This is a genomic window from Pseudonocardia hispaniensis, from assembly GCF_042658695.1.
In the GTDB taxonomy this organism is placed as follows: Bacteria; Actinomycetota; Actinomycetes; order Mycobacteriales; family Pseudonocardiaceae; genus Pseudonocardia; species Pseudonocardia hispaniensis.
The window spans coordinates 396,224-421,298 of sequence record NZ_JBHSQW010000035.1 but is presented as its reverse complement, the minus strand read 5'-3'; the positions used below and the strand labels follow the sequence as shown (position 1 = coordinate 421,298).

Here is a 25,075-nt window from a genome sequence, read left to right as displayed (position 1 = left end):
CCCACCCCCCCGACCTCCACGACCTGGACCCCTCCACCACCGCCCTGATCCACCACTACCGCACCCTGCGCGGACGCCCGAACGGCTAGATGAGCGGCCGCCGGCCGAGAAAGGGCTACGGGCAACTCGGTGTGATCGGCCTGGGCGGAGGGGCGCCGGCATGCGGGATCGGCCACCGACCCTTCCGTCAACTCGATACCCGCTGGTCCGGCACCCCCGCCCAGGTCTCGGGGGCACCGGAGGCGGCCCCGCCGAGCAGCCGCAGCTGCAGCTCCGCGATCAGGCGCTCCACCGGATCGGACAGGTCCAGCCCGCACAGCTCCCGGATCCTGCGCAGCCGGTAACGCAGCGTGTTGCGGTGCACGAACAGGATGCGGGCCGCCTCGGTCAGGTCCGAGGCGGTGTCGAAGTACGCGCGAAGCGTCGCGATGTAGTCCGTCTTGCGGGTGCGGTCGATCTCGATCAGATTCTGGATCGGTCCGGCCAGCAGCTGCGGGCGCGACTGGGCCAGCTCGTGCAGCAGCGCCAGGGTGGCCCGGGGCCGCAGTTCGGCGCAGGTGGCCACGGCGCGCTCGGGGTCCGCCGCGAGCAGCCTGAGCGCCCGATCGACCTCCAGCCGGGCCTCGAACAGGCCCGGGAACGGATGCGGCGTGCAGTTGATCGCCGCCACCACCTCGCAACCCAGCTGGTTGCCGATCATGGTGATGATCTCCTCCGCGAGCGCGCCGAGGTCGTCGGGGCCGCGGTCGCGGACCGGCAGGACCGCGTAGACCTGCCCGCCGACGACGACGGCCGCGGCGCCCGGACGGCCGGCCAGCTCGCGGCGCAGCTCGAGCTGCTTGCGGACATAGAACGGGTCCACCGACGGGTCGGGCCAACAGGTACGGATCCGGAACCCGACGAGATTGAAGACGGTGTCCGGCCGCAGGTCCAGCTGCGCGGCGAGCACCGAGACGTCGGCGTTGCCCTCGAGGGCCGCGACCAGCAGCTCCCCGCGTCTGCGGTGGTCGCGGTCCTCGGCCACGCCCTCGCGGACCAGATGCGCCGAGACCACCCTGGCCACCTCGGCCAGCACGTGGTTGTGGCGCTCGCCGAACGGCTCGTCGCCCTCGGCGACCCAGACGTAGCCGAGCACGTCGATGCCGGCGCGGACCGGGATCACCAGGCGCGGCCGGCTGCCCGGCGGGTCGATCCGCAGCGGCTCGGTGGTCCGCCGGAGCCGGGCCGCCGTACCGGACTCCCGCAACCAGGTCAGGAAGTCACCCGGCGGGATCCGGGTGAGGATCGACGTCGTCCGCAGTTCGTCGATCTCACCCGGGAGATTGGAGAACGCCAGCAGGTTCAACGCGGCATCGTCGATCTCCACCGGCCCGCCGAGTGCGGCGGCCGCGGTGTTCGCCACCGCGTAGAGGTCCGACGACGTCGGCGCGGCGCCTCCGAGGCCACCCGGCCAGGTCGCGACGAGGGTCCGCACCCGGACGTGCACCTGGTCCCAGGCCAGTTCGCGGGGCACCACGAGTACCGTCACGCCCAGCCGCTCGGCCTCGGTACGCACCCACGCCAGGTTGACCAGGCCGCGGATGGCCACCGCCGCCACCGCGGCGTCGCGCGCCGCGGTGAGCAGCCGGGACAGCTGCGGCGAGGCCGGCACGAGCCCGACCGCCAGGACCAGGTCACCGGCCCGCAGATCCCCGCAGGAACTCGCGTCCCCGTCGGAGGCGTCCCAGATATGGGCCCGGCGGACGGGCTCCGCCAGCCCGCCGGGCGCCGTGCACAGCACGTCGATGAGCGGCCCGGCGATCTCGGCGAGCAGCTGGCCCAGGCTCGGTCCGGGGCCGCCGGTCTCGGCCCGGACCACGGGGGCCGCCATGCGCGTCATGTGCTCGCTCCGACGACGTCCGCGCCTTCCCGCCACGCACCGAGCACGGCGAACGGCGAGACCGGCAGCTCGTTGATCGGGCGCCCGATGGCGTCGGCGACCGCGCACGCGATCACCGCGGCGACCGGGACGATCGGCGGCTCGGCGGCGCCCTTCGCCCCGAACGGCCCGGACGAGCACGGGTTCTCGAGGATCTCCAGGTCGATCGGCGGGACGTCGAGCGCCGTGGGGAGCCGGTAGCTCTCCAGCCCGGCGTCGAGCACCCGACCCGCCTCGTCGAGGCGCAGGTTCTCCAGCATCGCGTAGCCCAGACCCTGGGCGACGCCACCGTGGACCTGACCCTCGATCATGGTCGGGTTGATGGCCCTGCCGACGTCCTGGGCGATGACGTAGCGCAGGATCGTGACCGCGCCCGTGTCCGGGTCGATCTCCACCTCCGCCAGGTGCGCGTGGTAGGACGCCGCGCTGAAGTGGGTGAACAACGCCCCGGCCATGCAGCCGGCGTCGAACGGGACCGGCGGCGAGACGAACCGCCCGGAGGCCGAGATCGGGCCGCCGGCCCACATCGCCGCACCGCCCACCGCGGCCAGGGTGACCGTCGCGTCCGGGGCGCCCACGACCCGCACCTGGCCGTTGCCGAGCTCCAGGTCCTCCGGGGACGCCTCGAGCAGGTCGGCGGCGGTCTGCAGGATCTGGTCCCGGACCTGCTCGGCCGCATCGCCAGCCGCCTTGCCCATTCCGTAGGTGGTGCGGCTGCCCTGCGCCCCGTGGTCGTAGCCGCCCGCATCGGTGTCCGGGGCGCTGATCAGCACGTCCTCGATCGGGACCGACAGCGTCTCGGCGACGATCTGCCGAACCCCGGTGGTGACCGCGCCGGTACCGATCTCGGCTGCCGCGCAGGTCACCATCACGGTGCCGTCCTCGGCCAGCTTCACCGAGGCCTCCGCCGGTCCGGGGTTGGTGATCCAGGTGACCGGGACGACGGCAACCCCGCGCAGCGGCCGGGCCCGCCCGGTCAACTCCGCCCACGGGGCGCGCGACTCGACCGACTCCAGCGCCTCGACCAGGAACGCATCCTCCAGCACCTGCCCGTTCACCATGGCCTGGCCGGGACGCAGGACGTTGCGCAGCCGGATCTCGCGGCGGTCGATCCCGAGCTCGCGGGCGATGTGGTCCAGGTGCATCTCCTGGGCGAAGATGCAGTACGGGCCGTTCACCCCGCGGAACGCCGCGGTCGGCGGCGTGTTGGTGTAGACGACCTGGCTCACGTAGCGCGCCGCCGGGATCCGGTACGTCCCACCCAGGGCCAGCGGTGCGACCCCCGCACAGGCGACCGTCTCGCCGCTGCTGTTCGCGCCGTTGTCGGCGAGGATGTGCCCGTCCTGCGCCAGGATCCGGCCCTCGGCGTCCACGGCGGTGCGCAGCCGGACGATGGCGTTCTCCCGGGGCCCGGCCGTGCGCAGCTCGTCGGCGCGGCTGTTGAGCAGCTGCACCGGACGTCCCGCCTTGCGCGCCAGCACGCAGGCCAGCGGCTCCAGCAGGGCGTCGAGCTTGCCGCCGAAGCCGCCCCCGATCGTGGGTACGACGATCCGCACCGCGGACGGCCGGACGCCGAGCAGCTCGGCGACCCGGCCCCGCACCAGGTAGGGGAACTGGCTGGGGGTGTGCACCGTGAACCGGCCCTGGTCGTACCGGGCGACCGCAGCATGCGGCTCGATCGGGCTCTGGTGCTGGCGCGGCACCCGGAACTCGTCGCTGACCACCCGGTATGCGGAGGCGAACGCGGCATCGACGTCCCCGCGCTCCAGGCGGGCCTCCCAGGCGAGGTTCCCGCCCCTGGGCCCCGGCACCAGCGTCTGGTAGCTCTCCCAGTCCGGATGGATCAGCCGGGTGTCGCTGTCCAGTGCCGTGTCGAGATCGAGGACCGGGTCGAGCGGCTCCAGCTCCAGCTCGATCGCCGCGGCCGCGGCCGCGGCCTGCGCCGGGGTGTCGGCGGCGACCGCCGCGATCGGTTCCCCGACGTAGCGGATCACCTCGGAGGCGAAGACCGACTGGTCCTTCAGGACGAGCATGCCGGACAGCCCCGGGGCGTCCGCCGCGGTCGCGACGGCCCGGACGCCGGGCATCTGCGCCGCCGCGGTGGTGTCCAGCCGGACGATCCGGGCGGCGGGCACCTCGGCCCGGCGGACGGCGCCGTGCAGCATGCCGGGCTCGACGTGGTCCATGCCGTAGATCGCGGAGCCGCGCACCTTCGGCTCGCCGTCGGCCCGCCGGACCCGACGGCCGATCGCGCCGCCGGTTCCGTTCCCGCCCGCCGTGGTCATCGTGCCTCCCGCAGTGCCGCGGCCGCGGCCAGCGCGGCCTCAACGATCTTGTGATAGCCGGTGCAGCGGCAGATGTTCCCGACCAGCGCCTGGCGCACGGACTGTGCGTCGGGATCCGGGTCGGCCTCGAGCAGGTCGCACAGGGTCATCACCATGCCCGGGGTGCACGCCCCGCACTGCACCCCGCCGCATTCCAGCAACGCCTCCTGCACGGGGTGCAATGGACCGTCCGGCGCGGCCACCCCTTCCACCGTCGAGATCGGCTCGTCCGTCGCGAGCGCGACCGGAAGCAGACACGACGCCACCGTCCGATCCCCCAGCCGGACCGTGCAGGCGCCGCAGCGACCTTCCGCGCACCCCTTCTTGGCTCCGCGCAGCGCGAGCTCGTCGCGCAGCACGTCGAGCAGCGGGGTCATGCCGGGCACGTCGACGGACTCACGGCGTCCGTTGACCGACAGCTCGTAGGACATCAGGCCTCCAGGGGGACGTCGTGACCGGTTCGCGCGGCGGCCCGTTCGAACAGGCTGGGCAATACCGCGGTCCGGTACCAGCCGGGTGCGTCCAGCCCGCTGCGCGGCGTGCATTCGGCGGCGGCGGCCGCACCCGCGGCCCGGGCGGTGACGGCCGACAGCGGAACCCCGCGCAGCGCGGCTTCCGCCGCTGGGCACCGCCGGGCGAGCGGCTCCACGCTGCCGACCGCCACCCGGGCGTCGGTCACCGTGCCGTCGGGCGCGGCGTCGACGGAGATCGCCACCGAGGCGATGGCGTACTCACCGCCGCCGCGCACCGTCAGTCGCGCGTAACCGGATCGCCGGGTCGCCGCCGCAGGGAGCTCGGCGGCGACCATGATTTCGCCGGGCGGACGGGCGCCCCGCTCGGCGAGGTAGGTCGCGAGATCGACCGTCGTCCGACCGCCCGGGCCGGCCAGAACCAGCCGGGCCTCGAGCGCGAGCAGCGCCGGCACCAGGTCCGCCTCGGCGAACCCGCTGGCGCCGATGTTGCCACCCAGCGTTGCGACGTTGCGCACCTGCGGGAAGGCGGAGTAGTGCGCCGCCTGCCGCAGCGCGCCCAGGGCGGGCGGCACGGCCAGGCCCGCGAGCGCCGTATGCGTCGTCAGCGCCCCGACGACGACGGGGTCGGTGCCGGTGACGGCGCGGACCTCGGGGATCCGGCCGAGCGCGACATAGGTCCGGGCGAGCGGCTCGCCGCGCTGTCCGGCGCGCATCACCCAGGTTCCACCGGCCAGCGGCGCCGCGTCGGGACCGAGCTCGGCCAGCCAGCTCACCGCCTCCTCGACCGAGGATGCGTGGCGGACCTCGACGGTGGTCACGACACTGCTCACACGCCACCTCCCAGTGGTGCCGACATCTGTTCGACGGGGACGAACTCCTCGACCAGCCCGAACGCCCGGGGTCCGAAGGTCTCCAGCGCCGCGGCGGTGCGCATGATCTCGGGGGTGGCGATGGCGAAGACGCAGACGCGCTGTCCGTAGCGCAGGGACTCGGCCGTGATCGGTTCGCCGGTCTCCAGGTGCAGGGCCGTGATCAGGTCCGGCACGACGGTTCGCACCTGCCCGTCGACCCTGGCCACGAGGAACTCGTTCTGGAACTCGATCTCGCACGACGAGTCGGACTCGAACGCCGCCAGCCGGGCCACGCCGCGGGTGAACCCACCCTCGGTCCGCCGGTCGACATCGACGACCTTGCCCGTGAACAGCCGGCGTCCGTGCTTGTACAGCGTGTCGGGCAGCATCTCGACGAGGGCGTCGATCGGATCGCGGTGCGCCTCCCGCGCTTCCCGCAGGGTGCGGCCGAGCCGCAGCGCGAGGGAGAGCGTGCCGGGAATCGCGGTGCGTTTGACGTCGGCACCGCTCATCGGATACTCGGCGATGTATCCGACGCCTCCCATCCGGACGGTGACGGCGCGGGCATACGCCTCCATCCTGCGGTTGTCGGCCCCGGTGTCGACGACGGCGGTGTACCCGCGCTCGTCGGCGATGGCCAGCGGCGAGCCATCGACGCCGTAGATCGCGAAGGTCTCCATCTGCAACTCGGGGAAGGCGCGCCCCATCCCGTCGGCGTCGACCACCGGCAGCCCGGTCTGGGCGGCGACCAGCAGCGGGATGGTCGAGTTGATACCACCGGACTCGATGGGCATCGTCGCAGCGGCCGACCGGCCGATCTGCGCCTCCAGCCGACGCAGCGCGTCGACCGGCTCGGTGCCCCGGGGAAGCCGTTCCAGCAGGACGCTGGGCGCGCCCATCATCGCGGTCGGGATCACGAGCGCGTCGTCGTCGAGATCGTCGGGGTCCAGGATCGTGATCGATCGATCGCCGAGTGCGTGGGCGACGAGCACCCGGCCGATCTGCGGATCGCCGCCGCCACCGGTGCCGAGCAGCGCCGCGCCGCGCACCAGGTCGGGAAGATCGTCCACCGTCAGTTGGAAAGCCATCTCAGTTCCCTTCACCGACGCGTGCCGCGCCGACCGGTTCCGGCGTCCGGAGCCGTCGCACCGGATCGAGGGTCAGGTCGCCGACGGCACGCACCCGGATGCGGGTCGCGTTGCCGGGCAGGTACGCGATCGGGACCTCCTCGACATCGACGACCTGGACCGTGCCGGGGTCCGCGCCCGCGGCGGTGGCGCGGCGGACGGCCTCGTCCTTGGCCTCGTCGAGGACGCTGTCGCGCTGGCCGGGGTTGATCGAGAAGATGCGGTCGACCTCACCGCCGACCTGGGCGATCGCCGCGCCGATGGCGTTGGCGACCGCGAACTGCTCGGGCCGGTGCACCTCGTCGACACCGGGAAGCTCATCGGGCAGCAGGATGCTGCCGCCGCCGACCAGCACCACCGGCAGGGGAGCGGAGCTGGTGCGCATCCGATCGACCACCCGCGCGGTCTCCCGCAGGATGTGCGCCAACCCGTCGGCCACCAGCGAACGGTCGAGTCCGGCCACGGCCGACGGATCACCGATCTGGGCCAGCCCGGCCGCCACCGCCAGGTCGCTGGCGGTCAGCGTGGAGCCGCCGAAGATCAGCGCCTCCTCCCGGAGCCGGAAGCCGACACTGTCCGGCCCGACCGTCACACCGCTGTCGCCACCGCGGACCCGGCTGCCCCCACCGATCCCGACCGAGAGCACATCGGGCATCCGGAAGTTGGTCCGGACTCCGCCGACGCTCACCTCGGCCGTCGCCTCCCGCGGGAAGCCGCCGTTCAGGATGCCCACGTCGGTGGTCGTGCCACCGACGTCGATGACCGCGCAGGACTGCAACCCGGACAGGAACGCCGCACCGCGCATCGAGTTCGTCGGGCCGGAGGCGAAGGTCGCCACCGGGTAGCGGCGCGCGTACTCGACGTCCATCAGCGTGCCGTCGTTCTGGCTCAGGTACAGCGTGGCGCCGAAACCCTCACCGGCCAACGCGGCGGCGAGCCCGTCGCAGATCTGCTCGGCCAGCTCCCGCAGGCACGCGTTGATGATCGTCGCGTTCTCCCGCTCGAGCAGACCCATCCGGCCGATCTCGTGGGACAGGCTGATGTGCGCGTGCGGGAGCTGCTCGCTGATGATCGCCGCGGCCTCCTGCTCCATGTCGGCGTTGACCGGGCTGAAGACCGAGGAGATCGCGACCGAGCGGACGCCCCGCTCACCCATGTCCTCGGCGGCACGACGCAGCTCGTTGCGGTCGATCGAGGAGATCACGTTCCCGTCGAACTCGTGGCCGCCGTGGCACATGTAGGCCTTGCCGTCCACGGCCGCCACCAGCCGCTGGGGCCAGTCGCAGAACGGGGGCAGGGCCGCGGTCGCGGGCAGCCCCAGCCGCACCGCCGCGGTCGGGGCGAGGCGGCTGGCCTCGGTGATCGCGTTGATGAAATGCGTGGTGCCGATCATCACGGCCGTGACCTCGGCCGGTTCGAATCGCCGTCCGGTCCCGAGTTCGCGCAGCCCCTGCACGATCCCCGACGTCACGTCCTGGGTGGTGGCCGATTTGGCCGTGGCGAGCACCGTCCCGCCGTCGATCAGCACGGCATCCGTGTTCGTGCCGCCGACGTCGATACCGATTCGCATGGAGTCTCTTTCTGCGCCGGCACCAGCTCGACCCTGATCGGCCGGCAGGTGCGAAGTCGAACGGGAGGCTCCCCGGTCGGGGAACCTCGGCCTCTGCGATGAGCGAACGGTACGGGCCACCGTGAAAAGGCACACCAGACAATCTGCTGTCTGTGGCGGCTAGATGAGTGCAGAACGCTGCGTCCGGTAGCCCGTCAACCGCTGTCGGATCAGTCCAGCGCCCCGATCGGGTGGTCCGTGCCGTCCCGAAACGCAGCCGCATCGCGGACCGCGGCCCGCTGGAACGTCGGGTTCGCCTGGGCGTGCTCGGCACAGATCGCCTCGTGGCCGGCGGCCGGGTCACGATCCATCTCCACCGCCACGTAGAACCGCTCGCACACATGGCAGCGCACCCGATCCGCCCAGACGTCACCCACCTCCTCGCGCGGGTCGTGTGGCCGCTCGAGGACCGCGCGTCCGCGACCCGGGGTGGCCAGCGAGCCGACCGCCTGCACCGTTGCCGAGACGAGGAAGGCGACCGGCAGCGCCCAGGTCCCGGTCCACGACGTCGGGGCCCCGAAGGTGAGCATCGCGAAGCCGACGACGGTACCGGCGCTCCACGCACCGACCCCGACCCAGTTGAACCGCGGGACTCGCCCCGGCCGCCATTCGGCATCCCCGGCACCGGTCAGCCGGCCCATCAGGATGAAGGTCAGCGCGCACGCCGTCCAGGTGACCGCGAGCACGGCCTGGTACCGCAGCGCCACGAGGATGAAGTCGAAGACGTTGCTGAGCATGACCAGGTAGACCGCGGCGCCGACGAGGACACCCCAGGCCACCCGGGGCAGCCGGACCCGAAGGACGCGCGAGGTGAAACTCTCGAGGTTGGTGACCGCGAGGTAGAAGTTCGTGGTGTTGATCCGGGTCTGGCTGATCCAGACGAACACGACACCGCTGAACCCCATCAGCCCGACGATGCCCAGAACCCCGGAGATCTCGGTCAGCGGGCCTTCGGTCGGGATGTTCATCGCGACGAAGATCCCAACCAGCCCGTTGACGACGATCGTGAACAGGTAGAACACCGGGCCGAACGTGACCCAGCGATGGAACCGCTGCTCGCGCGCCGTCCGCCGGGCGAACCGCGCGAAGTCCCAGGTGGCCATCATCAGCACGAAGTCGGCGAGGTAGGTCGTGAAGGCCCACCACCAGCCGGGGCCGCTGACCGGAAGCGTCTCGGGTCGCCGGGTCACCCACGTGTCGTCGTAACCGTGCTCCAGAACCGTCCACACCACGACCGCGACCAGCCCGACCACGTAGAACGGGAACAGCGCTCCGTTGAACTTGTCCAGGAACATCCGCAGCGCCCCGAGGATCAGCGGCACGCTGTAGAGGACGACGACGAGGTACCACAGCTGGATCGGCAACCCGCCGAAGTACGCCTCCAGCGCGACCGCGATGACCGAGCCTTCGAAGCAGGCGAAGTAGATCGCGGTCAGCGCCACCAGGATCGGCGCGATCACCGAGCCGCCGTGGCCGAAGAGGGCCCGGGAGAACAGGTTCGCGGTCAACCCGGTCCGCGCGGCGTAGCCGCAGAACACCGCGTTGATCCCGCCGTAGACCAGTGCCGCCAGCACCATGCCGATGATCGCGTCGACGGTGCCGACGGTCAGCGCCACCAGGGCACCGAGGATGAGCCAGAACATCGCGCTGGCCAGCGCCCACCACACACTGGCGAGCGAGAGCCGACCCATCCGCCAGGTGAGCGGGGTGGCGTGCACGGTGTAGTCCTCGGTCGCCGCCTCCGCGACGACACGCGGGTCATCGGTGCTCGACACGACCAACGGGGGTAACCCGGCGGGGCCTGGGATCGAACGACTCGGAACGGGCATGGCTGCTCCCGGCGCAACTCGGAGGGTCGCCGTCCGGGGTGCGGCCGACTGGCGCTCGGACCCGCGACGGCGAGGGACCATCCGATCGTGCGGCAGCAACGAGGGTGGCGATCTCGCCAATTCCGCCGAAATCAGCGGCGCTCATCTGTGCGAATCGCCCGTGCAGCAGCGGGCGCCGCACCGTGTCGGCCGTTCCGCACAGGTGGCGCCGGGCGGCTACCCCCGTGACCGTTCGCCGCGGTAGATGCGCTCCACCCGGGAACCGACCCGGGTGAGGATCTCGTAGGCGATGGTCCCGGCGGCCTGCGCCCAGTCCAGGGCGGTCGGCTCCCCCCGGTCGCCCGGCCCGTACAGCACGACCGTGTCGCCCCGCGCGACCACCCCGTCGCCGACGTCGACCATGAACTGGTCCATGCAGACACGGCCGGCGACCGGATGGATCCGACCGGACAGCAGCACCCGTCCCTGCTCGCCCACCGCTCGGGGGACCCCGTCGGCGTAGCCGAGCGGGACGACGGCCAGCGTGGTCGGACGGGTGGTGGTGTAGCGGTGACCGTAGGAGACCCCGACGCCGGCGGGCGCCCGTTTGGTTTGGGCGACCCGCGCCGCGAGGGTCATCGCCGGGCGCAACCGCGGACCCGGGACGTCGTGGCCCGGCACCAGGGGATCGAGACCGTAGATCGCCAATCCCGGCCGGACCAGGTCGAAACGGCTCTCCGGCAGGGTCAGCGTGGCCGCCGAGTTGGCGATGTGACACTGCCGCGGCCGCAGCCCGGCTCGCCGCGCCACGTCGACGGCCTCGGCGAAGGCGGCGAGCTGGCGAGCCGTGCCGGGATGCCCCGGCTCATCGGCGCAGGCCAGGTGCGACCACACGCCCGCCACCTCGACCAGGCCGTCGCGCTCGGCGCGGCGAGCCGCGGCGACCAGCTCCGGCCAGTCGTTCCGGGTCGCGCCGCCCCGCCACATCCCGGTGTCGGCCTTGAGGTGCACGGCGGCCGGGGCGCCGCACGCCGCGGCGGCCGCCGAGATCTCGGCGAGCTGCTCCACGCTGTAGGCGGCCACGTCGACGTGCTCCGCGATCGCTCGGCGGAAGTCGGCCCCGGGCGCCGCCAGCCAGGCGAACACGGGGACGGTCACGCCCGCGGCACGCAGTGCGAACGCCTCTGCGAGCACGCTCACCCCAAGGCTCGTGGCGCCCCCGTCGAGGGCGGCCCCGGCGGCCGGGACGAGGCCGTGTCCGTAGCCGTCGGCCTTCACCACGGCCATCAGCTCGGCCGCGCCCGCCCGGCCCCGCAGTGCCGCCACGTTCTCCCGGATCGCGTCGAGATCGACGGTGCAGAATGCCTGCGGCGCCCCGGCGGCCTCGTCCGGCACCATCAGCGCAGCGGGTCGAACGGCACCAGCTCCGTCGGACGACGGCCGGTGGCGATTCGCTCGGCGAGCAGGTGGCCGGTCGCCGGCCCCAGGGTGATGCCCCACATGCCATGGCCACCGGCCACGAACACCCGCGGCGAGCGGCTGGCACCGATCAGCGGCAGCCCGTCGGGGGTGCAGGGTCGGGCCCCGACCCATTCGTCGAGCCGGGCGTCGAAGTCCGCCCCACGCAGCAGCGGACGGGCGGCCTCGACGATGGCGCGGATCCGCCGGGGATCCAGCGGCGCGTCCGGGGCGCGGAACTCCATCATCCCGGCGACCCGGAGCCGGTCCCCGATCGGCGTGCAGGCGACCCGTTGCGACGGGAAGTAGACCGGCCCGGCGGGGACGTGCTCGATCGGAACGCTGAAGCTGTAGCCGCGGCCGGCCTGCACGACGGTGCGGACCCCGAACGGCCGGACGAGATCACTCAGCCAGGCCCCGTTGGCGACCACCACGGCATCGAACGGCTCGGCTCCCGTGGCCATCTCGACCTCGACCCGGCGGCCGGCGTCGCGGATCCCGGTGACCGTGACGCCCTCCCGGATCTCGCCGCCACGCCGACGGACCGACTCGGCGAGCGTGTGCACGTACCGGCCCGGGTCGATGAACCGCTGCCCGTGCAGCCGGATCGCGCAGCCGATCTCGTCGGACAGCGAGGGCTCGACCTCGCGAGCCTCGTCGCCGGTGAGCACCTCGAACTCGATGCCCTGGCCGGCGGCATGGATGTGCTCGATCTCCTCGAGGAGCACGGTCCGCTCGGCCTCGGTGCGGTAGGCCGCGAGGAACGACTTCGCCTCGACGGTCTCGCCGCCCACACCTCCCTCGGCCAGCGCGTCGAAGCCCTCGAGGGCGCGCCGGTTGATCGGGACCAGGGCGGCCATCGCCCGCTTCCACCGCCCGGCCGTGCTGTGCCGGGCGAAGCCGGTCGCGAACCTGAGCAGCCGCGGGTCGGCGCTCGGCGGCAGGTACACCGGCGAGGACGGGCTGAGCACCGCGCGGATCCCGTAGCGCAGGACGGCGGGTTCGGGCAGCGGAGTCGTGATGCCCGGGGTCAGCCAGCCGGCGTTGCCCCACGACGATCCGGCGGCGACGCCCGTGCGGTCCACGACCGTCACCGCGATGCCGCGCTCCTGGAGAAACCAGGCGGTGGCGAGGCCGACCATGCCGGCCCCGACGACGGCGACCCGTTCGGGCGGACGTGCTGTGTCGGCGGAAACCATCGCGCGAGCTCCTCTCAGGTGGTCCGACCTGCCGATCCTGACCCCTGAGCCCGCACCTCGGCTTCATGTATTACGGACAACCTGACTGGAGCAGATAGTGCGCCTAGGACAACACCGCCGGGCACCGCGAGGTGGCTGCCGCGCCGGGCACGGCGACCGCACCGGGCATGCTCATCCGGCCCGCCGCTCGGTCCACCAGGACTCGTGCAGCGCACGGCACCGCTGTGCCGACATCGGCTCCGGGCCGTCGAACGCGGATCGCACCGCCGCTGCGCCGCTGAAGTCCTGATCCGCCGTATACGCATTGGTGACAACGACGGTCGCCAGCCCGGCGGCCGTCGCGGACCGCAGGCCGATCGCCGAGTCCTCGACGGCGAGCGCCTCGTCCGCACCCAGGCCCAGCTCCTGCAGGGCGAGCCGGTAGGCCGCCGGATCCGGCTTGAGTCTGCTCACCGCGTCGCCGGTGACCAGGACCTCGACGACATCGGCCCCGAGCAGTCGGGTGACCAGCGGCTCGGCCCAGGAGCGGCGGCCGGTGGTCGCCACGGCGATCCGGATCCCGGCCCCGCGCAGGTCCTCGACGAGCCTCGGCACCCCCGGGCGGGCGGTGAAACCACCACTCGTGACACGCTCTCGAAACAGCGTCGTCTTGGTCTGGTGCACCCGCATGGCGAGGTCCTCGGCCTCGGGACCGTAGCCGTGCTCCCGCAGGTAGGTGGCGATCCGTCGGCGACCGCCGGTGATCTGCAGCAGCCGACCGTACTCCGGTACGTCCCAGGAGATATCGAGGCCGTGCCGGCGGAACGCCTCGTTGAAGGCGGGGCGGTGGCCGTCACGCTCGGTGTCGGCGAGCGTCCCGTCGACATCGAAGATCACCGCACGCAGCTGCGGCCGGATCCATCCGGGCCGCGCCGCCGACGGTCCTCGATCACCCATGCCACTCACTCGCGCTCACTTCCGCCATTCGATCGTCCGGTCCCCGGCTCCGCTCGAACCGGCATCGACGACCGAGTCTGAGCGGGCGGCCGGGTCCGGCTCATCCCCCACGCGGGGGGACAACCGGGGAGCCCATGGCGGCGTCGGTCCGGTCGTACGGTTCAGCCGCGGGGCGGCTCGGCCTGCCGGGCGCCCGTGACCCCACCACATCGCCGGTCGCGGCAATATTGACCTGTGACGACCAACGCACGGCTGCGCGCGCTCGTCGAGCTGGCCCAGACCGGCTCGGTACGCGCTGCCGCGCAACGACTGGTGGTCACCGAGTCGTCGGTCTCGTCGGCGATCAGCGCGCTGGCCACCGAGATCGGCGTTCCGCTCGTCGATCGCGACGGTCGCGGGGTCCGGCTGACTCCGGCGGGCGAACGCTATGTCACGTACGCCCGGCGCATCCTCGGACTGCACACCGAGGCGATCGCCGCCGCCCGCGGCGAGGCCGACCCCGAACAGGGGGCGATCCGGCTCGGTGCCGTCACGACCGCGGGCGAGCATCTGATCCCCGCGCTGCTCGCGTCCTTCCGGGCCAAGCATCCGAACGTCGTCCTCGGGCTCGAGGTGGCGCCGCGCGGAGCGGTGTGGCCGATGCTCGCCAACCACGAGGTCGATCTCGTGGTGGCCGGGCGCCCACCCGACGACCTCGCGGCCGTCGTGCGGGCCGTGCGGCCCAACACCCTGGTCGTGGTCGGGCCACCCGCGGCCGCTGCGGGGTTCGACCCGGCGACGGCGACCTGGCTGCAGCGCGAACCCGCGTCCGGTATGCGCGCCACGACCACCTCGCTGCTGGCCGGGCTGGACATCGCGCCGACCCAGTTGACGCTCGGCTCGAACGGCGCCGTGGTCGCCGCGGCCGTTGCGGGACTGGGGGTCACGCTCGTCTCCCGGGAGGCCGTGCGTCAGCACCTCTCGTCCGGGTCGCTGGTCGAACTGCCGGTGCCGGGCACTCCGCTGCAACGACCCTGGCACGCCGTGAGCCAGGCCGATCCCTCCGCCAGCACCCAGCTGCTGATCCGGCACCTGCTCGCCAACCCCGATCTCGGCTGGCGACGGCCCCACCGGGCCCCGAACGGCTGAGCTCCGCACGGGTCCGTCGCACACCAGCCGTGCGCGTACGGTACCCCCCCATGGTATCCTTCGGGCAGGCTCGGAATCGCTCGGGAGGGGAGAACCAGATGAGCACCAGGACCTACACCGTGACCGGCATGACGTGCGGCCACTGCGTCGCCTCGGTCACCGAGGAGCTCAGCGAGATCGACGGGGTCACCGACGTGGCCGTGGACCTGCCCACCGGCGCCGTCACCGTCACCAGCGACCTGCCGGTCGACGAGACCAGGGTCCGCGCGGCGGTCGAAGAGGCCGGCTACCAACTCGCCAGCTGAGCGGCGGGCGGGTCGCGCTCCGCCCATTCAGACGGGATACGTCATGAACTCGAAAGTGTTGCTCACCGCCTACGGTGTGGCGCTCGTCCTGCTCGTCGCGGGGGCGTACGCCATCGGCACCGCCGTCGGTCCTCTTTCCGCCCCCGCCGCTGACGGTGGGCACGGCGCGATGTCCGGCACCGCGGACGCCGGGCCCGGGGACAGCCACAGCGGCACCGTCGCGGGGGCATCCGACCAGCCCGGCGGGCTCGCGTCGAGCAGGGGCGGCTACACCCTCACGCCCACCGACCCGACGCTCATCCGCGGCGCCACCCACCCGTTCTCCTTCCGCATCACCGGCCCCGACGGCGCCCCGGTCACCGCATTCGACGTCGAGCACGACAAGCGGATGCACCTGATCGTCGTGCGCCGCGATGCCACCGGCTTCCAGCACGTCCACCCCGAGATGGCCGCCGACGGCACCTGGAGCGTCCCGCTCACGCTGCCCGCGGCCGGCTCGTACCGGGCGTTCGCCGACTTCACCCCCGCCGGGGGCCCGGCCACCACGCTGGGTGTCGACCTTGCGGTCCCCGGGGAATTCGAACCGGTCACCCACCGGCCGAGCCGGGTCGCCCAGGTCGACGGCTACACCGTCGAACTCACCGGCGACCTCGTGCCCGGCACGGCCTCCCCGGTCACGCTGACCGTCAGCCGCGACGGACGGCCGGTCACCGACCTGCAGCCCTATCTCGGCGCCTACGGCCACCTGGTGGCGCTGCGCCAGGGCGACCTCGCCTACCTGCACGTCCACCCGGACGGCGCCCCCGGCGACGGGCGGACCTCCGCGGGCCCACAGATCCAGTTCGTGACGGAGGTCCCGAGCGACGGAACCTACCGCCTGTTCCTGGACTTCCAGCACGACGGCACCGTGCGCACCGCGGAGTTCACCATCGCCACATCCACGGCCGCGACCGCGCCACCCGCCACGCACCCCGATGCGGGCGCACCCGGCCACGGCCACTGATCGCACCACGAGGAGATCGGCATGGGCACCACGACGACCGGCTCCGGCACGGCGGTCACCGATATCGAGCTGGCGATCGGCGGGATGACGTGCGCATCGTGCGCCAACCGGATCGAACGCAAGCTGAACAAGCTCGACGGGGTCACCGCGACGGTCAACTACGCCACGGAGAAGGCCCGGGTGAACGCCCCGCAGGGGGTGGACCCCGCCGTGCTGGTCGCTCAGGTCGAGGCCGCGGGCTACACGGCCGAACTGCCGCCACCCCCGGTGTCGCCCACCGAGGCGGGCGCCGAACCCGCCGGGACGGGCGAGGAGGCGGACCCGACCCGGGCGCTGCGACAGCGGTTGTTGATCAGCATCGCGCTGTCCGTCCCGGTGATCGCGATGGCGATGGTACCGGCGCTGCAGTTCACGTACTGGCAGTGGATCTCGCTGGCGCTGGCCGGACCGGTCGTGGTCTGGGCGGCGTGGCCGTTCCATCGCGCCGCCTGGACGAACCTGCGTCACGGCACCGCGACCATGGACACCCTGATCTCGCTCGGGGTGCTGGCCGCGTTCGGGTGGTCGCTGTGGGCGCTGCTGCTGGGCACCGCCGGGGTACCCGGCATGACCCACCCGTTCGAGCTGACGGTCGCCCCGTCCGACGGCGCCGGCAACATCTACCTCGAGGTCGCCGCCGGGGTCACCACATTCATCCTGGCCGGGCGCTACTTCGAGGCTCGTTCCAAGCGCCGGGCCGGAGCCGCGCTGCGCGCCCTGCTCGAGCTCGGGGCCAAGGACGTCGCCATCCTGCGCGACGGCGTCGAGACCCGGATCCCGATCGGGCAGCTCGCCGTCGGTGACCGGTTCGTCGTCCGCCCCGGCGAGAAGATCGCCACCGACGGGGTCGTCGAGGACGGCAGCTCCGCGGTGGACGCCTCGATGCTCACCGGCGAGTCCGTGCCGGTCGAGGTCGGCCCCGGGGACCCGGTCGTCGGCGCGACCGTCAACGCGGGCGGCAGGCTCGTCGTGCGCGCCACCCGGGTCGGTGCCGACACCCAGCTCGCCCAGATGGCCGAGCTCGTCGAGCAGGCCCAGAGCGGCAAGGCCCAGGTGCAGCGGCTCGCCGACCGCATCTCCGGCATTTTCGTGCCGATCGTGATCGCGCTGTCCGTCGCCACCCTCGGGTTCTGGCTCGGCGCCGGCGTCGGGTCGGCGGCGGCGTTCACCGCGGCGGTCGCCGTGCTGATCATCGCCTGCCCGTGTGCGCTCGGACTGGCCACCCCGACGGCGCTGCTCGTGGGCACCGGCCGCGGCGCCCAGCTGGGCATCCTGATCAAGGGCCCCGAGGTGCTGGAGTCCACCCGGCGGGTGGACACGGTGGTGCTGGACAAGACCGGCACCGTCACCACCGGCCAGATGAGCCTGGTTGAGATCCACACCGCCGACGGAGTGACCGAGACCGAGGCACTGCGGCTGGCCGGTGCGCTGGAGCACGCCTCCGAGCACCCCATCGCGGCGGCGATCAGCCGCGGCGCCCAGGAGCGGGTCGGCGACCTCCCGCCGGTCGAGGAGTTCACCAACCACGAGGGCCTCGGCGTGCAGGGCGTCGTCGACGGGCACGGGGTGCTCGCCGGCCGGCCCGCCCTGCTGGAGCAGTGGAGCCAGCCGCTGCCCGCCGGCCTCGCCGCGGCCAAGGAGGACGCGCAGGAACGGGGGTACACCGCGGTCGCCGTCGCGTGGGACGGCGCGGCCCGCGCGGTGCTGGTCGTCGCCGACACCGTGAAGCCGACGTCCGCCGAGGCCATCACCCGGCTGCGCGATCTCGGGCTCACCCCGGTGCTGCTCACCGGCGACAACGCCGCCGCCGCCCGCACGGTTGCCGCTCAGGTCGGCATCGACCCCGGCCCCGACACCGTCATCGCCGAGGTGCTGCCCGCCGACAAGCTGGACGTCATCAAACGGCTGCAGGACCAGGGCAAGGTCGTGGCCATGGTCGGCGACGGGGTCAACGACGCCGCCGCGCTCGCCCAGGCCGACCTCGGCCTGGCCATGGGCACCGGCACCGACGTCGCCATCCAGGCCAGCGACCTCACCCTGGTGCGCGGCGACCTGCGCGCCGCGGCCGACGCGATCCGGCTCTCCCGCCGCACCCTGAGCACGATCAAGGGCAACCTGTTCTGGGCGTTCGCCTACAACGTCGCCGCCCTGCCGCTGGCCGCCGCCGGGCTGCTCAACCCCATGATCGCCGGCGCGGCGATGGCGTTCAGCTCGGCGTTCGTCGTCGCGAACAGCCTGCGGCTGCGGCGCTTCGCCTGACCCGGTCCAGGTGAGCGGCGCGGGCGTCCCGCGCCGCTCCTACGGCAGGCGGACGGTGGCGCGTCCGGTACGCGGCACCGTCGCATAGGCCGACAGGGTGAACCATGCGGGCAATGCCCGCCGGATCGACGCCGGGCCGTGCAGGACGACCTCGCCCGCGCGGATCGCGGCGGCCCAGTCGACGTCGCCGCGCCAGATCTCGACCAGCCTGCGCAGGGTCGTCTCGACGGACACCGCCACCGGATATCCCGGGTCGGAGTCGCAGACATCCACCTCGTCGGGGGTGATCACCATCCACCACTCCCGGGTCGAGGCCGGCGCATCGGGGAAGACGAACCGCACGACCGTCCGCCCGCCCGGCACGACGGTGTGATCGATGTGCCGGTGCATGTCCCACAGCAGCAGGTGCGGGTCGAGGTCCTCGTCGCCGAGTTCCCCGATCCACCGGGTGCCCCAGGTGCCGAGCGCGTCGACGATCGGTCGCAGCTCGCGTCCGGCGTCGGTGAGCACGTAGTCGACCCGGTTTCCGCAGGGGCGGCGCTCCACGACCCCGGCCCGGATCAACCGCTGCAGCCGCTTGGACAGCAGGGCCGGCGACATGCGCGGCACCCCGCGGCGCAGCTCGTTGAAATGCTTGCTGCCACAGACCAGCTCGCGGATCACCAGCAGGGTCCAACGCTCGTCCAGCAGTTCCATCGCCTTGGCGACGGGGCAGAACTGGCCGTAGCGCGAGCCCATCCGGCAAGGGTACGGACGGCACCGAACCCCGACCAGCCTCGGTTCGCCGGCGGCGGCCGCAGTACAGATCGAGCACTAGGGCGGGGGCCGGTGCGCTCCCTACCGTCCCCGCCATGACCACAACGATGACCCCCACCACGACCGAAACCGCCTGGACGGACGAGCAGTTCGTCACCCTCGCCGCCGAGGCGGGCCGCCGCTGCGGGCCCACCGAGGCCCCGCACGACCGCGACGCCACCTTCGTCAGCGAGGGCTACCGGATCCTGCACGACAGCGGCTACCTGCGCATGGCCGTCCCCACCGAGCTGGGCGGGCTCGGGGCCGGGCTACGCCAGGTGGTGCTCGCCGAGGGCGAGCTCGCCCGCCGGGCGCCGTCCACCGCGCTGTCGGCCGCGATGCACCTCTACCTGACGCTGGTGCACTGCTGGCGTCGACGACGCGGGGCGGCCGACGCCGAGGGCGCGCTACGCAAGATCGCAACCGACGGTCTCGTGATGGCCACCAGCGGCGGCTCGGACTGGGTCTGCCCCACCACGATCGCCGTCGAGGCCGACGGCGGCTTCCGGTTCACCGGACGGAAGGCCTTCTGCAGCCAGGCCCCGGCCGCGACCGTCATCTCCACCTCGGCCGTGCTCGGCCGGCCCGGGCCCGACGCGGTGGTCCTGCACGCCGGCGTGCCGCTGTCCAGCCCCGGCGTCTCCATCCTCGAGACCTGGGACACCCTCGGCATGCGCGGCACCGCCAGTCACGATGTGGTGTTCGACGATGTCTTCGTTCCGGCCGAGCGGATCATGGGGCGCAGGCCGTACGGCCAGCTGACCGGTCCGCTGCTGGTCGCGGCGATCCACTTCGCGCCGGTCGTGGCCGCGGTGTACCTGGGCATCGCACGCGGCGCGCAGGACGAGGCGCTGCGGATGGCGGGCCGTCGGGGCGAGCCCGCACCGGCCGCGATCCGGCAGCTCGGGGAGATGCAGGCGCGTCTGCGGGTCGCCTGGTGGGCGCTGCGCGCGGCCGTCGAGGAGATCGGCGACGATCCGGCCGCCGACGACGCCACCCTCACCGCCGTGATGGTCGCCAAGCGGCACGCGGTGCTGGAGGCCAAGGCGGTGGTCGATCTCGCGCTGGAAGTCGTCGGCGGACCGGCCTACTTCCGGACCTCGCCGCTGGAACGTGCCTACCGCGACGTGCGGGCCGGGTTGTTCCATCCGCTGACCCCCGAGGCGACGCTGGCGCACCTCGGGGCCGCGACCGTCCGGGCCTCCGCGGGTACCGAAACCTAGATCACAGACCAATGGCCTTAGCCGAGCCGTTCGCGCCCAGCATCATGGAGATAGGTGCCGTAGGACTTGGGCAGGGTCCGGAGGCCCCATGACGATTCGCGAACGACTGGAGGACAACACAGAATGCCCGCTATTCACCTGGGCGACGAGGCGCCGAACTTCACCGCCGACACCACCGACGGCACGATCGACTTCCACGAGTGGAAGGGCGACCGTTGGGCGGTCCTGTTCAGCCACCCGGCCGACTTCACTCCGGTCTGCACCACGGAGCTCGGCCGCACCGCCGGTCTCAAGGCGGAGTTCGACAAGCGCGGCGTCAAGGTCATCGCGCTGTCCGTGGACCCGGTCGAGGATCACCACGGCTGGGCGCCCGACATCGCGGAGGTCACCGGCAACGCGCTGAACTTCCCGATCATCGCCGACCCGGACAAGAAGGTCTCGCAGCTCTACGACATGATCCACCCCGGCGAGGGCGACACCTCGACGGTGCGGTCGGTCTTCGTCATCAGCCCGGACAACAAGGTCAAGCTCACCCTGACCTACCCCAAGTCCGTCGGCCGTAACTTCGACGAGATCCTGCGCGTCGTCGACGCTCTTCAGCTCACCGAGCGCATGCCGGTGGCGACCCCTGCGGACTGGACCAGCGGCGAGAAGCTCATCGTCTCCCCCGCGATGTCCACCGATGACGCCCGGTCGCGCTTCGGTGCGGTCGAGGAGGTCAAGCCCTACCTGCGGTGGATCGAGCAGCCCGCAGGCTGAGACGGACCGTCGGGCCTGCCTCGGCCGCGGATCCCCAGGGGATGCGCTCCGCCGGCCGAGGCAGGCCCGTCCGGCTCCGGCCCGGACCCGGCGGGTGCTCGCCGCCTCGATGCGCTCATGCCGCGGGGACGGCTACCACGATCTCAGCCACGAGCTGCCCCGTGGAGGAAGATCGGATCGGCTTCACCTGATCGGGGTGAGGCGTTCTCCGGGTACGCCCCCGTTCACTGTTCGCCGATCGGGAGCACGCTGCCGGACTCCCGTCGTCCGAGCAGACGACCACGTCCGGGCTTCTCGCCGCGCCCGACCGTCATCGCCCGGAACGACAGCCGAGGGGTCGATCATGGCCGTGAGGATTGGGTCGGTGACCGGAGCCGATATCGACCGGATGACGGCCAGGGTCTACACCGCAGGGCGCGGGCCCGCCGGTGCCGCGAAACGATCGGCATTCTGGGCCTTGCTGGCGTTGGCCGCGGTCATCGCCGGCGCGGGGGTGGTTGCGGACTCCACCGCCACCGTCATCGGTGCGATGATCGTGGCACCGTTGATGACGCCGATCCTCGGCACCACCGTGGGTCTCGTCCTGGCGCACCGGCATCAGGTCGTCTCCAGCGTCGTCCTTGTCCTCGCCGGAGCGCTCCTCGTGGCCGCCATCGGCTACGCCCTGGGTCTGCTCGTGGACTTCCCGGTCGTCGCGGCCAACAACAGCCAGGTGGCGGGGCGTGTGAGCCCGCGGCTGATCGACCTCGTCGCGGCGCTCGCGACGGGCATCGTCGGCGCGTTCGCCCTGGTCCGGCCCGACGTGTCCGACACCCTTCCCGGCGTCGCCATCGCGATCTCGCTCGTCCCCCCGCTCTCGGTGGTCGGTCTGACGCTGGAGTCCGGCGCCCCCGCGGAGTCGTTCGGCGCCCTGGTCCTGTTCGGCACGAACGTCGCGGCCATCATCGCGACCGGAACGGTCATCCTGCTGGCCTACCGCGTCCGGGACGTCGCCATCGAGACGGGGCGGCCGGTCGGCAAACTGAGCGGACGCACCCTGGTCGCGGTCGGCGGCCTCGTCGTACTCGTGACGATCCCCCTCACCTACGGCAGCATCGAGCTGTCCGACCAGCAGCAGGCGACGGCGCAGGCCCGACCGGTCGCCCAGCAGTGGGGCGAGCGGTCGGGGTGGGCCATCACGGAGCTCGCCTACCGGCAGAACAGCCTCTACATCACCGCTCTGGGCCTGCCGCCGAAGCCGGATGAGGCGGCCCTGCGGCAGGCCCTGAACGAGGCCGGGCTGGCCGAGGTGGACCTGCACCTGAGCCTCGTCGCCGGGACATCCCTCGACCTCCCCGGAGGGCAGCCCGGCTGAGCGGCCGGCGCTACTGCCGGGCCATGACCGCGCGCATCTCGGCCTCGCTGTCGGTGATGACCTCACCGCTGAGGTCGACCGTGACCGAATGCAGCGTCCCGGTGAAGCGGAACGGGGCCTGATAGTCGGGGATGACCGCCGAACCGTGGTTGGCGCCACAGGTCAGGAGACCGGGGTTGAACAACACCGGCGTCGTGACGTCCATGTCGGTCTGCCCGACGAGGACGTCGTCGATGTAGAGCTGCGCGCGTCCGGGCGCCCCGCGGCCCTTGGCGATGTCGGGTTCCCCGGTGGGCTCGAACTCGAAGCGCAGCCGACGGCGACCGGCCGGCACCGGATCGGTCGAGGCGACCCGATGGACGATCCGTCCGACGTAGTTGTGGGCGTAGTGCAGCCTGCCGTCCTGCAGGTAGAAGGTGTATCCGGCCGTGCTGGCGCCATGGCACAGCAGGACGCCCTCGGCGCCGGACTCGGGGATCTCCACGTCGGCGGTGATGCTGTGTTGACGGTTGTACACCCGCGGCGCGACCGCGCCGGGCAGGGACGAGGTCCCCGGCCAGAACGTGTAGCGCTTGCGGTCCTCGGTGATCTGTGGCCGCTCGACCATCAGACGGGTGAGTGCGCTGCCGTCGATCGGCAGCACGCCGTAGCGGCCTGCCTCGACATACCACTGCGCGACCATCGCGATGAGCGTGTCCCGGTGTTCCGCGGCGAGATCGCGCGTCTCGGTGGGGTCCTCGTCGATGCGGTAGAGCTCCCACTGGTGGGCATCGAGGTCGCCGAGCACCGCGGAGGTGATGTCGGTTCCGAACGGTATTCCGGCCTCGGCGAACGACGGGCCGGGCCACGGACAGACCGCCCGCCAGCCGTCGTGATCGATGGCCCGGTGGCCGAACATCTCGAAGTACTGGGTGCGGCGCCGGGTCGGAGCCTCGGCGTCGGCGAAGGTGTGCGCGAAGCTGACCCCGTGCAGTGGTGCCTGTGTGACGCCCCGGATCGTGGCAGGCGGTGCGACTCCGAGCACGTCGAGGACGGTGGGCACCATGTCGATGAGGTGCGCGTACTGCCTGCGGACCTCACCACGGGCCGCGATGCCGGCCGGCCAATGCACCAGGAACGGGGCGGAGACGCCACCCCGGTAGGTCTCCCGCTTCCAGCGGCGGTACGGCGTGTTCCCGGCCCAGGTCCAGCCCCACGGGTAGTGGTTGAAGGTGGTCGGTCCGCCCAGCTCGTCCAGCTTGGCGAGGCTCTCCTCGAGCGACTCCGGGGCGTTGTTGAAGAACTGCGTCTCGTTGGTGGTTCCGGTGAGGCCGCCCTCGGCGCTGGCACCGTTGTCCGAGACCGCCATGATCAGTGTGTTGTCGAGTTCGCCGGTGGTACGCAGGAATTCCAGCAGCCGCCCGATCTGATGGTCGGTGTGGCTGAGGAACCCCGCGAAGACCTCCATCATGCGCGCCGCGACCCGACGCGCGTCGGGCGAGAGCGTCTCCCATTCCGGGACGTCCGGGTCGTGCCGGGACAGCCGCGCATCCGCCGGGACGACCCCGAGCTGCTTCTGCCGGGCGAACACCTGCTCGCGATAGGCCTCCCATCCCGCGTCGAAGCGGCCCGCGTACCGGTCCGCCCACTCGCGCGCGACGTGGTGCGGCGCGTGCATCGCACCCGGGCAGAAGTGCAGGTAGAACGGCTTGTTCGGGGCGACCTGCTTCGCGTCGGCGATGAAGGCGATCGCGCGGTCGGCGAGGTCCTCGGTCAGGTGGTAGCCGTCCTGCGGACCGTACGGCGGGCTGACCTGGTGGTTGTCGTGCACGAGGTCCGGATACCACTGGCTGGTGTCACCGCCGAGGAAGCCGTAGAACCGGTCGAAGCCGCGACCGAGCGGCCAACGGTCGTACGGCCCGGCCGCCGACTCCTGCTCCGAGGGCATCAGATGCCACTTGCCGATCATGTAGGTGTTGTATCCGTGCTCGCGCAGCATCTCCGAGAGCATCCCGTTCTCGAACGGGATGTTTCCGTTGTAGCCCGGGTACCCGGTCGCGAGCTCGGTGATCGAGGCCATCCCGTTGGAGTGGTGGTTGCGGCCCGTCACGATGCACGAGCGGGAGGGCGAGCACAACGCGGTCGTGTGCATGTTGGTGTAGAGCAGCCCACCCTGGGCGAGCGCATCGAGGTTCGGGGTGGCGATCGGGCTCCCGTAGCATCCGAACTGCCCGAAACCGGTGTCATCGAGAACGATCATCAGCACGTTCGGCGCACCCGGCACCGCCCGGACCGGTCGCGGCCACGCGGGCGTCGACTCCTCGGCTGTCCGCCCGATCACGCCCGGGAACGCTGTGCCCGGCTCGTATTCGATCAGTCCCATGGAACCCCCTCCGGTCACGAGCCCGACGGTCGGCAGGCCCTGCCGGGCGACCGAAACACCGTGGCCCGGGCGAGGTCATCATCTGGACAGGGTGATTCGATCCCGGACGAAGCGCCCAGCGCCTCGACCGCGACACCGCGGGCTC

At 72.4% G+C, this 25,075-nt stretch carries 19 protein-coding genes; 7 read left to right on the top strand and 12 right to left on the bottom strand.

Annotated features, from left to right (window positions below; translation table 11 throughout):
• Positions 1-187: 187 nt before the first annotated feature.
• The 10 genes from ACFQE5_RS19015 to ACFQE5_RS18970 all read right to left on the bottom strand — a co-directional run bounded on the left by ACFQE5_RS19015 (position 188) and on the right by ACFQE5_RS18970 (position 13,703).
• Positions 188-1,879 carry a PucR family transcriptional regulator gene (locus tag ACFQE5_RS19015; protein ID WP_379586846.1) on the bottom strand — a complete coding sequence of 564 codons (1,692 nt, stop codon included), beginning with the start codon at positions 1,877-1,879 and terminating at the stop codon, positions 188-190.
• Positions 1,876-4,203, bottom strand: a complete 2,328-nt coding sequence (locus tag ACFQE5_RS19010; RefSeq protein WP_379586843.1) for a xanthine dehydrogenase family protein molybdopterin-binding subunit — start codon at positions 4,201-4,203, stop codon at positions 1,876-1,878. Before ACFQE5_RS19010 ends, ACFQE5_RS19015 begins: the two co-directional genes overlap by 4 nt.
• On the bottom strand, positions 4,200-4,673 hold the full coding sequence (locus tag ACFQE5_RS19005; protein ID WP_379586840.1) for a (2Fe-2S)-binding protein: 474 nt from the start codon (positions 4,671-4,673) through the stop codon (positions 4,200-4,202). Before ACFQE5_RS19005 ends, ACFQE5_RS19010 begins: the two co-directional genes overlap by 4 nt.
• The gene (locus ACFQE5_RS19000; RefSeq protein ID WP_379586838.1) at positions 4,673-5,545 is read right to left on the bottom strand and encodes an FAD binding domain-containing protein; all 873 of its coding nucleotides are present in this window, start codon (positions 5,543-5,545) and stop codon (positions 4,673-4,675) included. Before ACFQE5_RS19000 ends, ACFQE5_RS19005 begins: the two co-directional genes overlap by 1 nt.
• A complete protein-coding gene (locus ACFQE5_RS18995; RefSeq protein WP_379586836.1) occupies positions 5,542-6,654 on the bottom strand; it encodes a DUF917 domain-containing protein in 1,113 nt (370 codons plus the stop codon). Before ACFQE5_RS18995 ends, ACFQE5_RS19000 begins: the two co-directional genes overlap by 4 nt.
• A gap of 1 nt (position 6,655) precedes the next feature.
• The gene (locus ACFQE5_RS18990; protein WP_379586835.1) at positions 6,656-8,263 is read right to left on the bottom strand and encodes a hydantoinase/oxoprolinase N-terminal domain-containing protein; all 1,608 of its coding nucleotides are present in this window, start codon (positions 8,261-8,263) and stop codon (positions 6,656-6,658) included.
• Between the two features lie 209 nt (positions 8,264-8,472).
• On the bottom strand, positions 8,473-10,077 hold the full coding sequence (locus ACFQE5_RS18985; protein WP_379586833.1) for a purine-cytosine permease family protein: 1,605 nt from the start codon (positions 10,075-10,077) through the stop codon (positions 8,473-8,475).
• Between the two features lie 270 nt (positions 10,078-10,347).
• Positions 10,348-11,508: an alanine racemase gene (gene alr, locus ACFQE5_RS18980; protein ID WP_379586832.1), complete on the bottom strand. Its 1,161-nt coding sequence runs from the start codon at positions 11,506-11,508 to the stop codon at positions 10,348-10,350.
• On the bottom strand, positions 11,508-12,767 hold the full coding sequence (locus ACFQE5_RS18975) for an NAD(P)/FAD-dependent oxidoreductase (protein ID WP_379586831.1): 1,260 nt from the start codon (positions 12,765-12,767) through the stop codon (positions 11,508-11,510). Before ACFQE5_RS18975 ends, alr begins: the two co-directional genes overlap by 1 nt.
• 171 nt (positions 12,768-12,938) lie before the next feature.
• Positions 12,939-13,703 carry an HAD-IA family hydrolase gene (locus ACFQE5_RS18970; RefSeq protein ID WP_379586829.1) on the bottom strand — a complete coding sequence of 255 codons (765 nt, stop codon included), beginning with the start codon at positions 13,701-13,703 and terminating at the stop codon, positions 12,939-12,941.
• 234 nt (positions 13,704-13,937) lie between these two features.
• Between ACFQE5_RS18970 and ACFQE5_RS18965 the strand changes: the two genes are divergently transcribed.
• The 4 genes from ACFQE5_RS18965 (at position 13,938) to ACFQE5_RS18950 (ending at position 18,437) form a co-directional block, all read left to right on the top strand.
• Complete coding sequence (locus ACFQE5_RS18965) at positions 13,938-14,831, top strand: LysR family transcriptional regulator (RefSeq protein ID WP_379586827.1); 894 nt, start codon at positions 13,938-13,940, stop codon at positions 14,829-14,831.
• A gap of 98 nt (positions 14,832-14,929) precedes the next feature.
• Entirely contained in the window at positions 14,930-15,136 is a 207-nt protein-coding gene (locus ACFQE5_RS18960) for a heavy-metal-associated domain-containing protein (protein WP_379586826.1), read from the top strand.
• Positions 15,137-15,179: 43 nt separating this feature from the next.
• On the top strand, positions 15,180-16,139 hold the full coding sequence (locus ACFQE5_RS18955) for a hypothetical protein (RefSeq protein ID WP_379586825.1): 960 nt from the start codon (positions 15,180-15,182) through the stop codon (positions 16,137-16,139).
• Positions 16,140-16,160: 21 nt separating this feature from the next.
• On the top strand, positions 16,161-18,437 hold the full coding sequence (locus ACFQE5_RS18950) for a heavy metal translocating P-type ATPase (RefSeq protein WP_379586824.1): 2,277 nt from the start codon (positions 16,161-16,163) through the stop codon (positions 18,435-18,437).
• A gap of 39 nt (positions 18,438-18,476) precedes the next feature.
• Here the strand turns inward: ACFQE5_RS18950 and ACFQE5_RS18945 are convergent, their stop codons facing one another.
• The gene (locus ACFQE5_RS18945; RefSeq protein ID WP_379586823.1) at positions 18,477-19,175 is read right to left on the bottom strand and encodes a winged helix-turn-helix transcriptional regulator; all 699 of its coding nucleotides are present in this window, start codon (positions 19,173-19,175) and stop codon (positions 18,477-18,479) included.
• 113 nt (positions 19,176-19,288) lie between these two features.
• On the opposite strand from ACFQE5_RS18945, the gene ACFQE5_RS18940 reads away from it, so the two are divergent.
• From ACFQE5_RS18940 to ACFQE5_RS18930, 3 genes are all read left to right on the top strand, one after another.
• Positions 19,289-20,455, top strand: a complete 1,167-nt coding sequence (locus ACFQE5_RS18940; RefSeq protein ID WP_379586821.1) for an acyl-CoA dehydrogenase family protein — start codon at positions 19,289-19,291, stop codon at positions 20,453-20,455.
• Between the two features lie 123 nt (positions 20,456-20,578).
• The gene (locus ACFQE5_RS18935; protein ID WP_379586820.1) at positions 20,579-21,214 is read left to right on the top strand and encodes a peroxiredoxin; all 636 of its coding nucleotides are present in this window, start codon (positions 20,579-20,581) and stop codon (positions 21,212-21,214) included.
• A gap of 364 nt (positions 21,215-21,578) precedes the next feature.
• Positions 21,579-22,568, top strand: a complete 990-nt coding sequence (locus ACFQE5_RS18930; RefSeq protein ID WP_379586818.1) for a DUF389 domain-containing protein — start codon at positions 21,579-21,581, stop codon at positions 22,566-22,568.
• Positions 22,569-22,578: 10 nt separating this feature from the next.
• On the opposite strand, the gene ACFQE5_RS18925 is transcribed toward ACFQE5_RS18930, so the two are convergent.
• Positions 22,579-24,930, bottom strand: a complete 2,352-nt coding sequence (locus ACFQE5_RS18925; RefSeq protein WP_379586817.1) for an arylsulfatase — start codon at positions 24,928-24,930, stop codon at positions 22,579-22,581.
• Between the last annotated feature and the right edge of the window lie 145 nt (positions 24,931-25,075).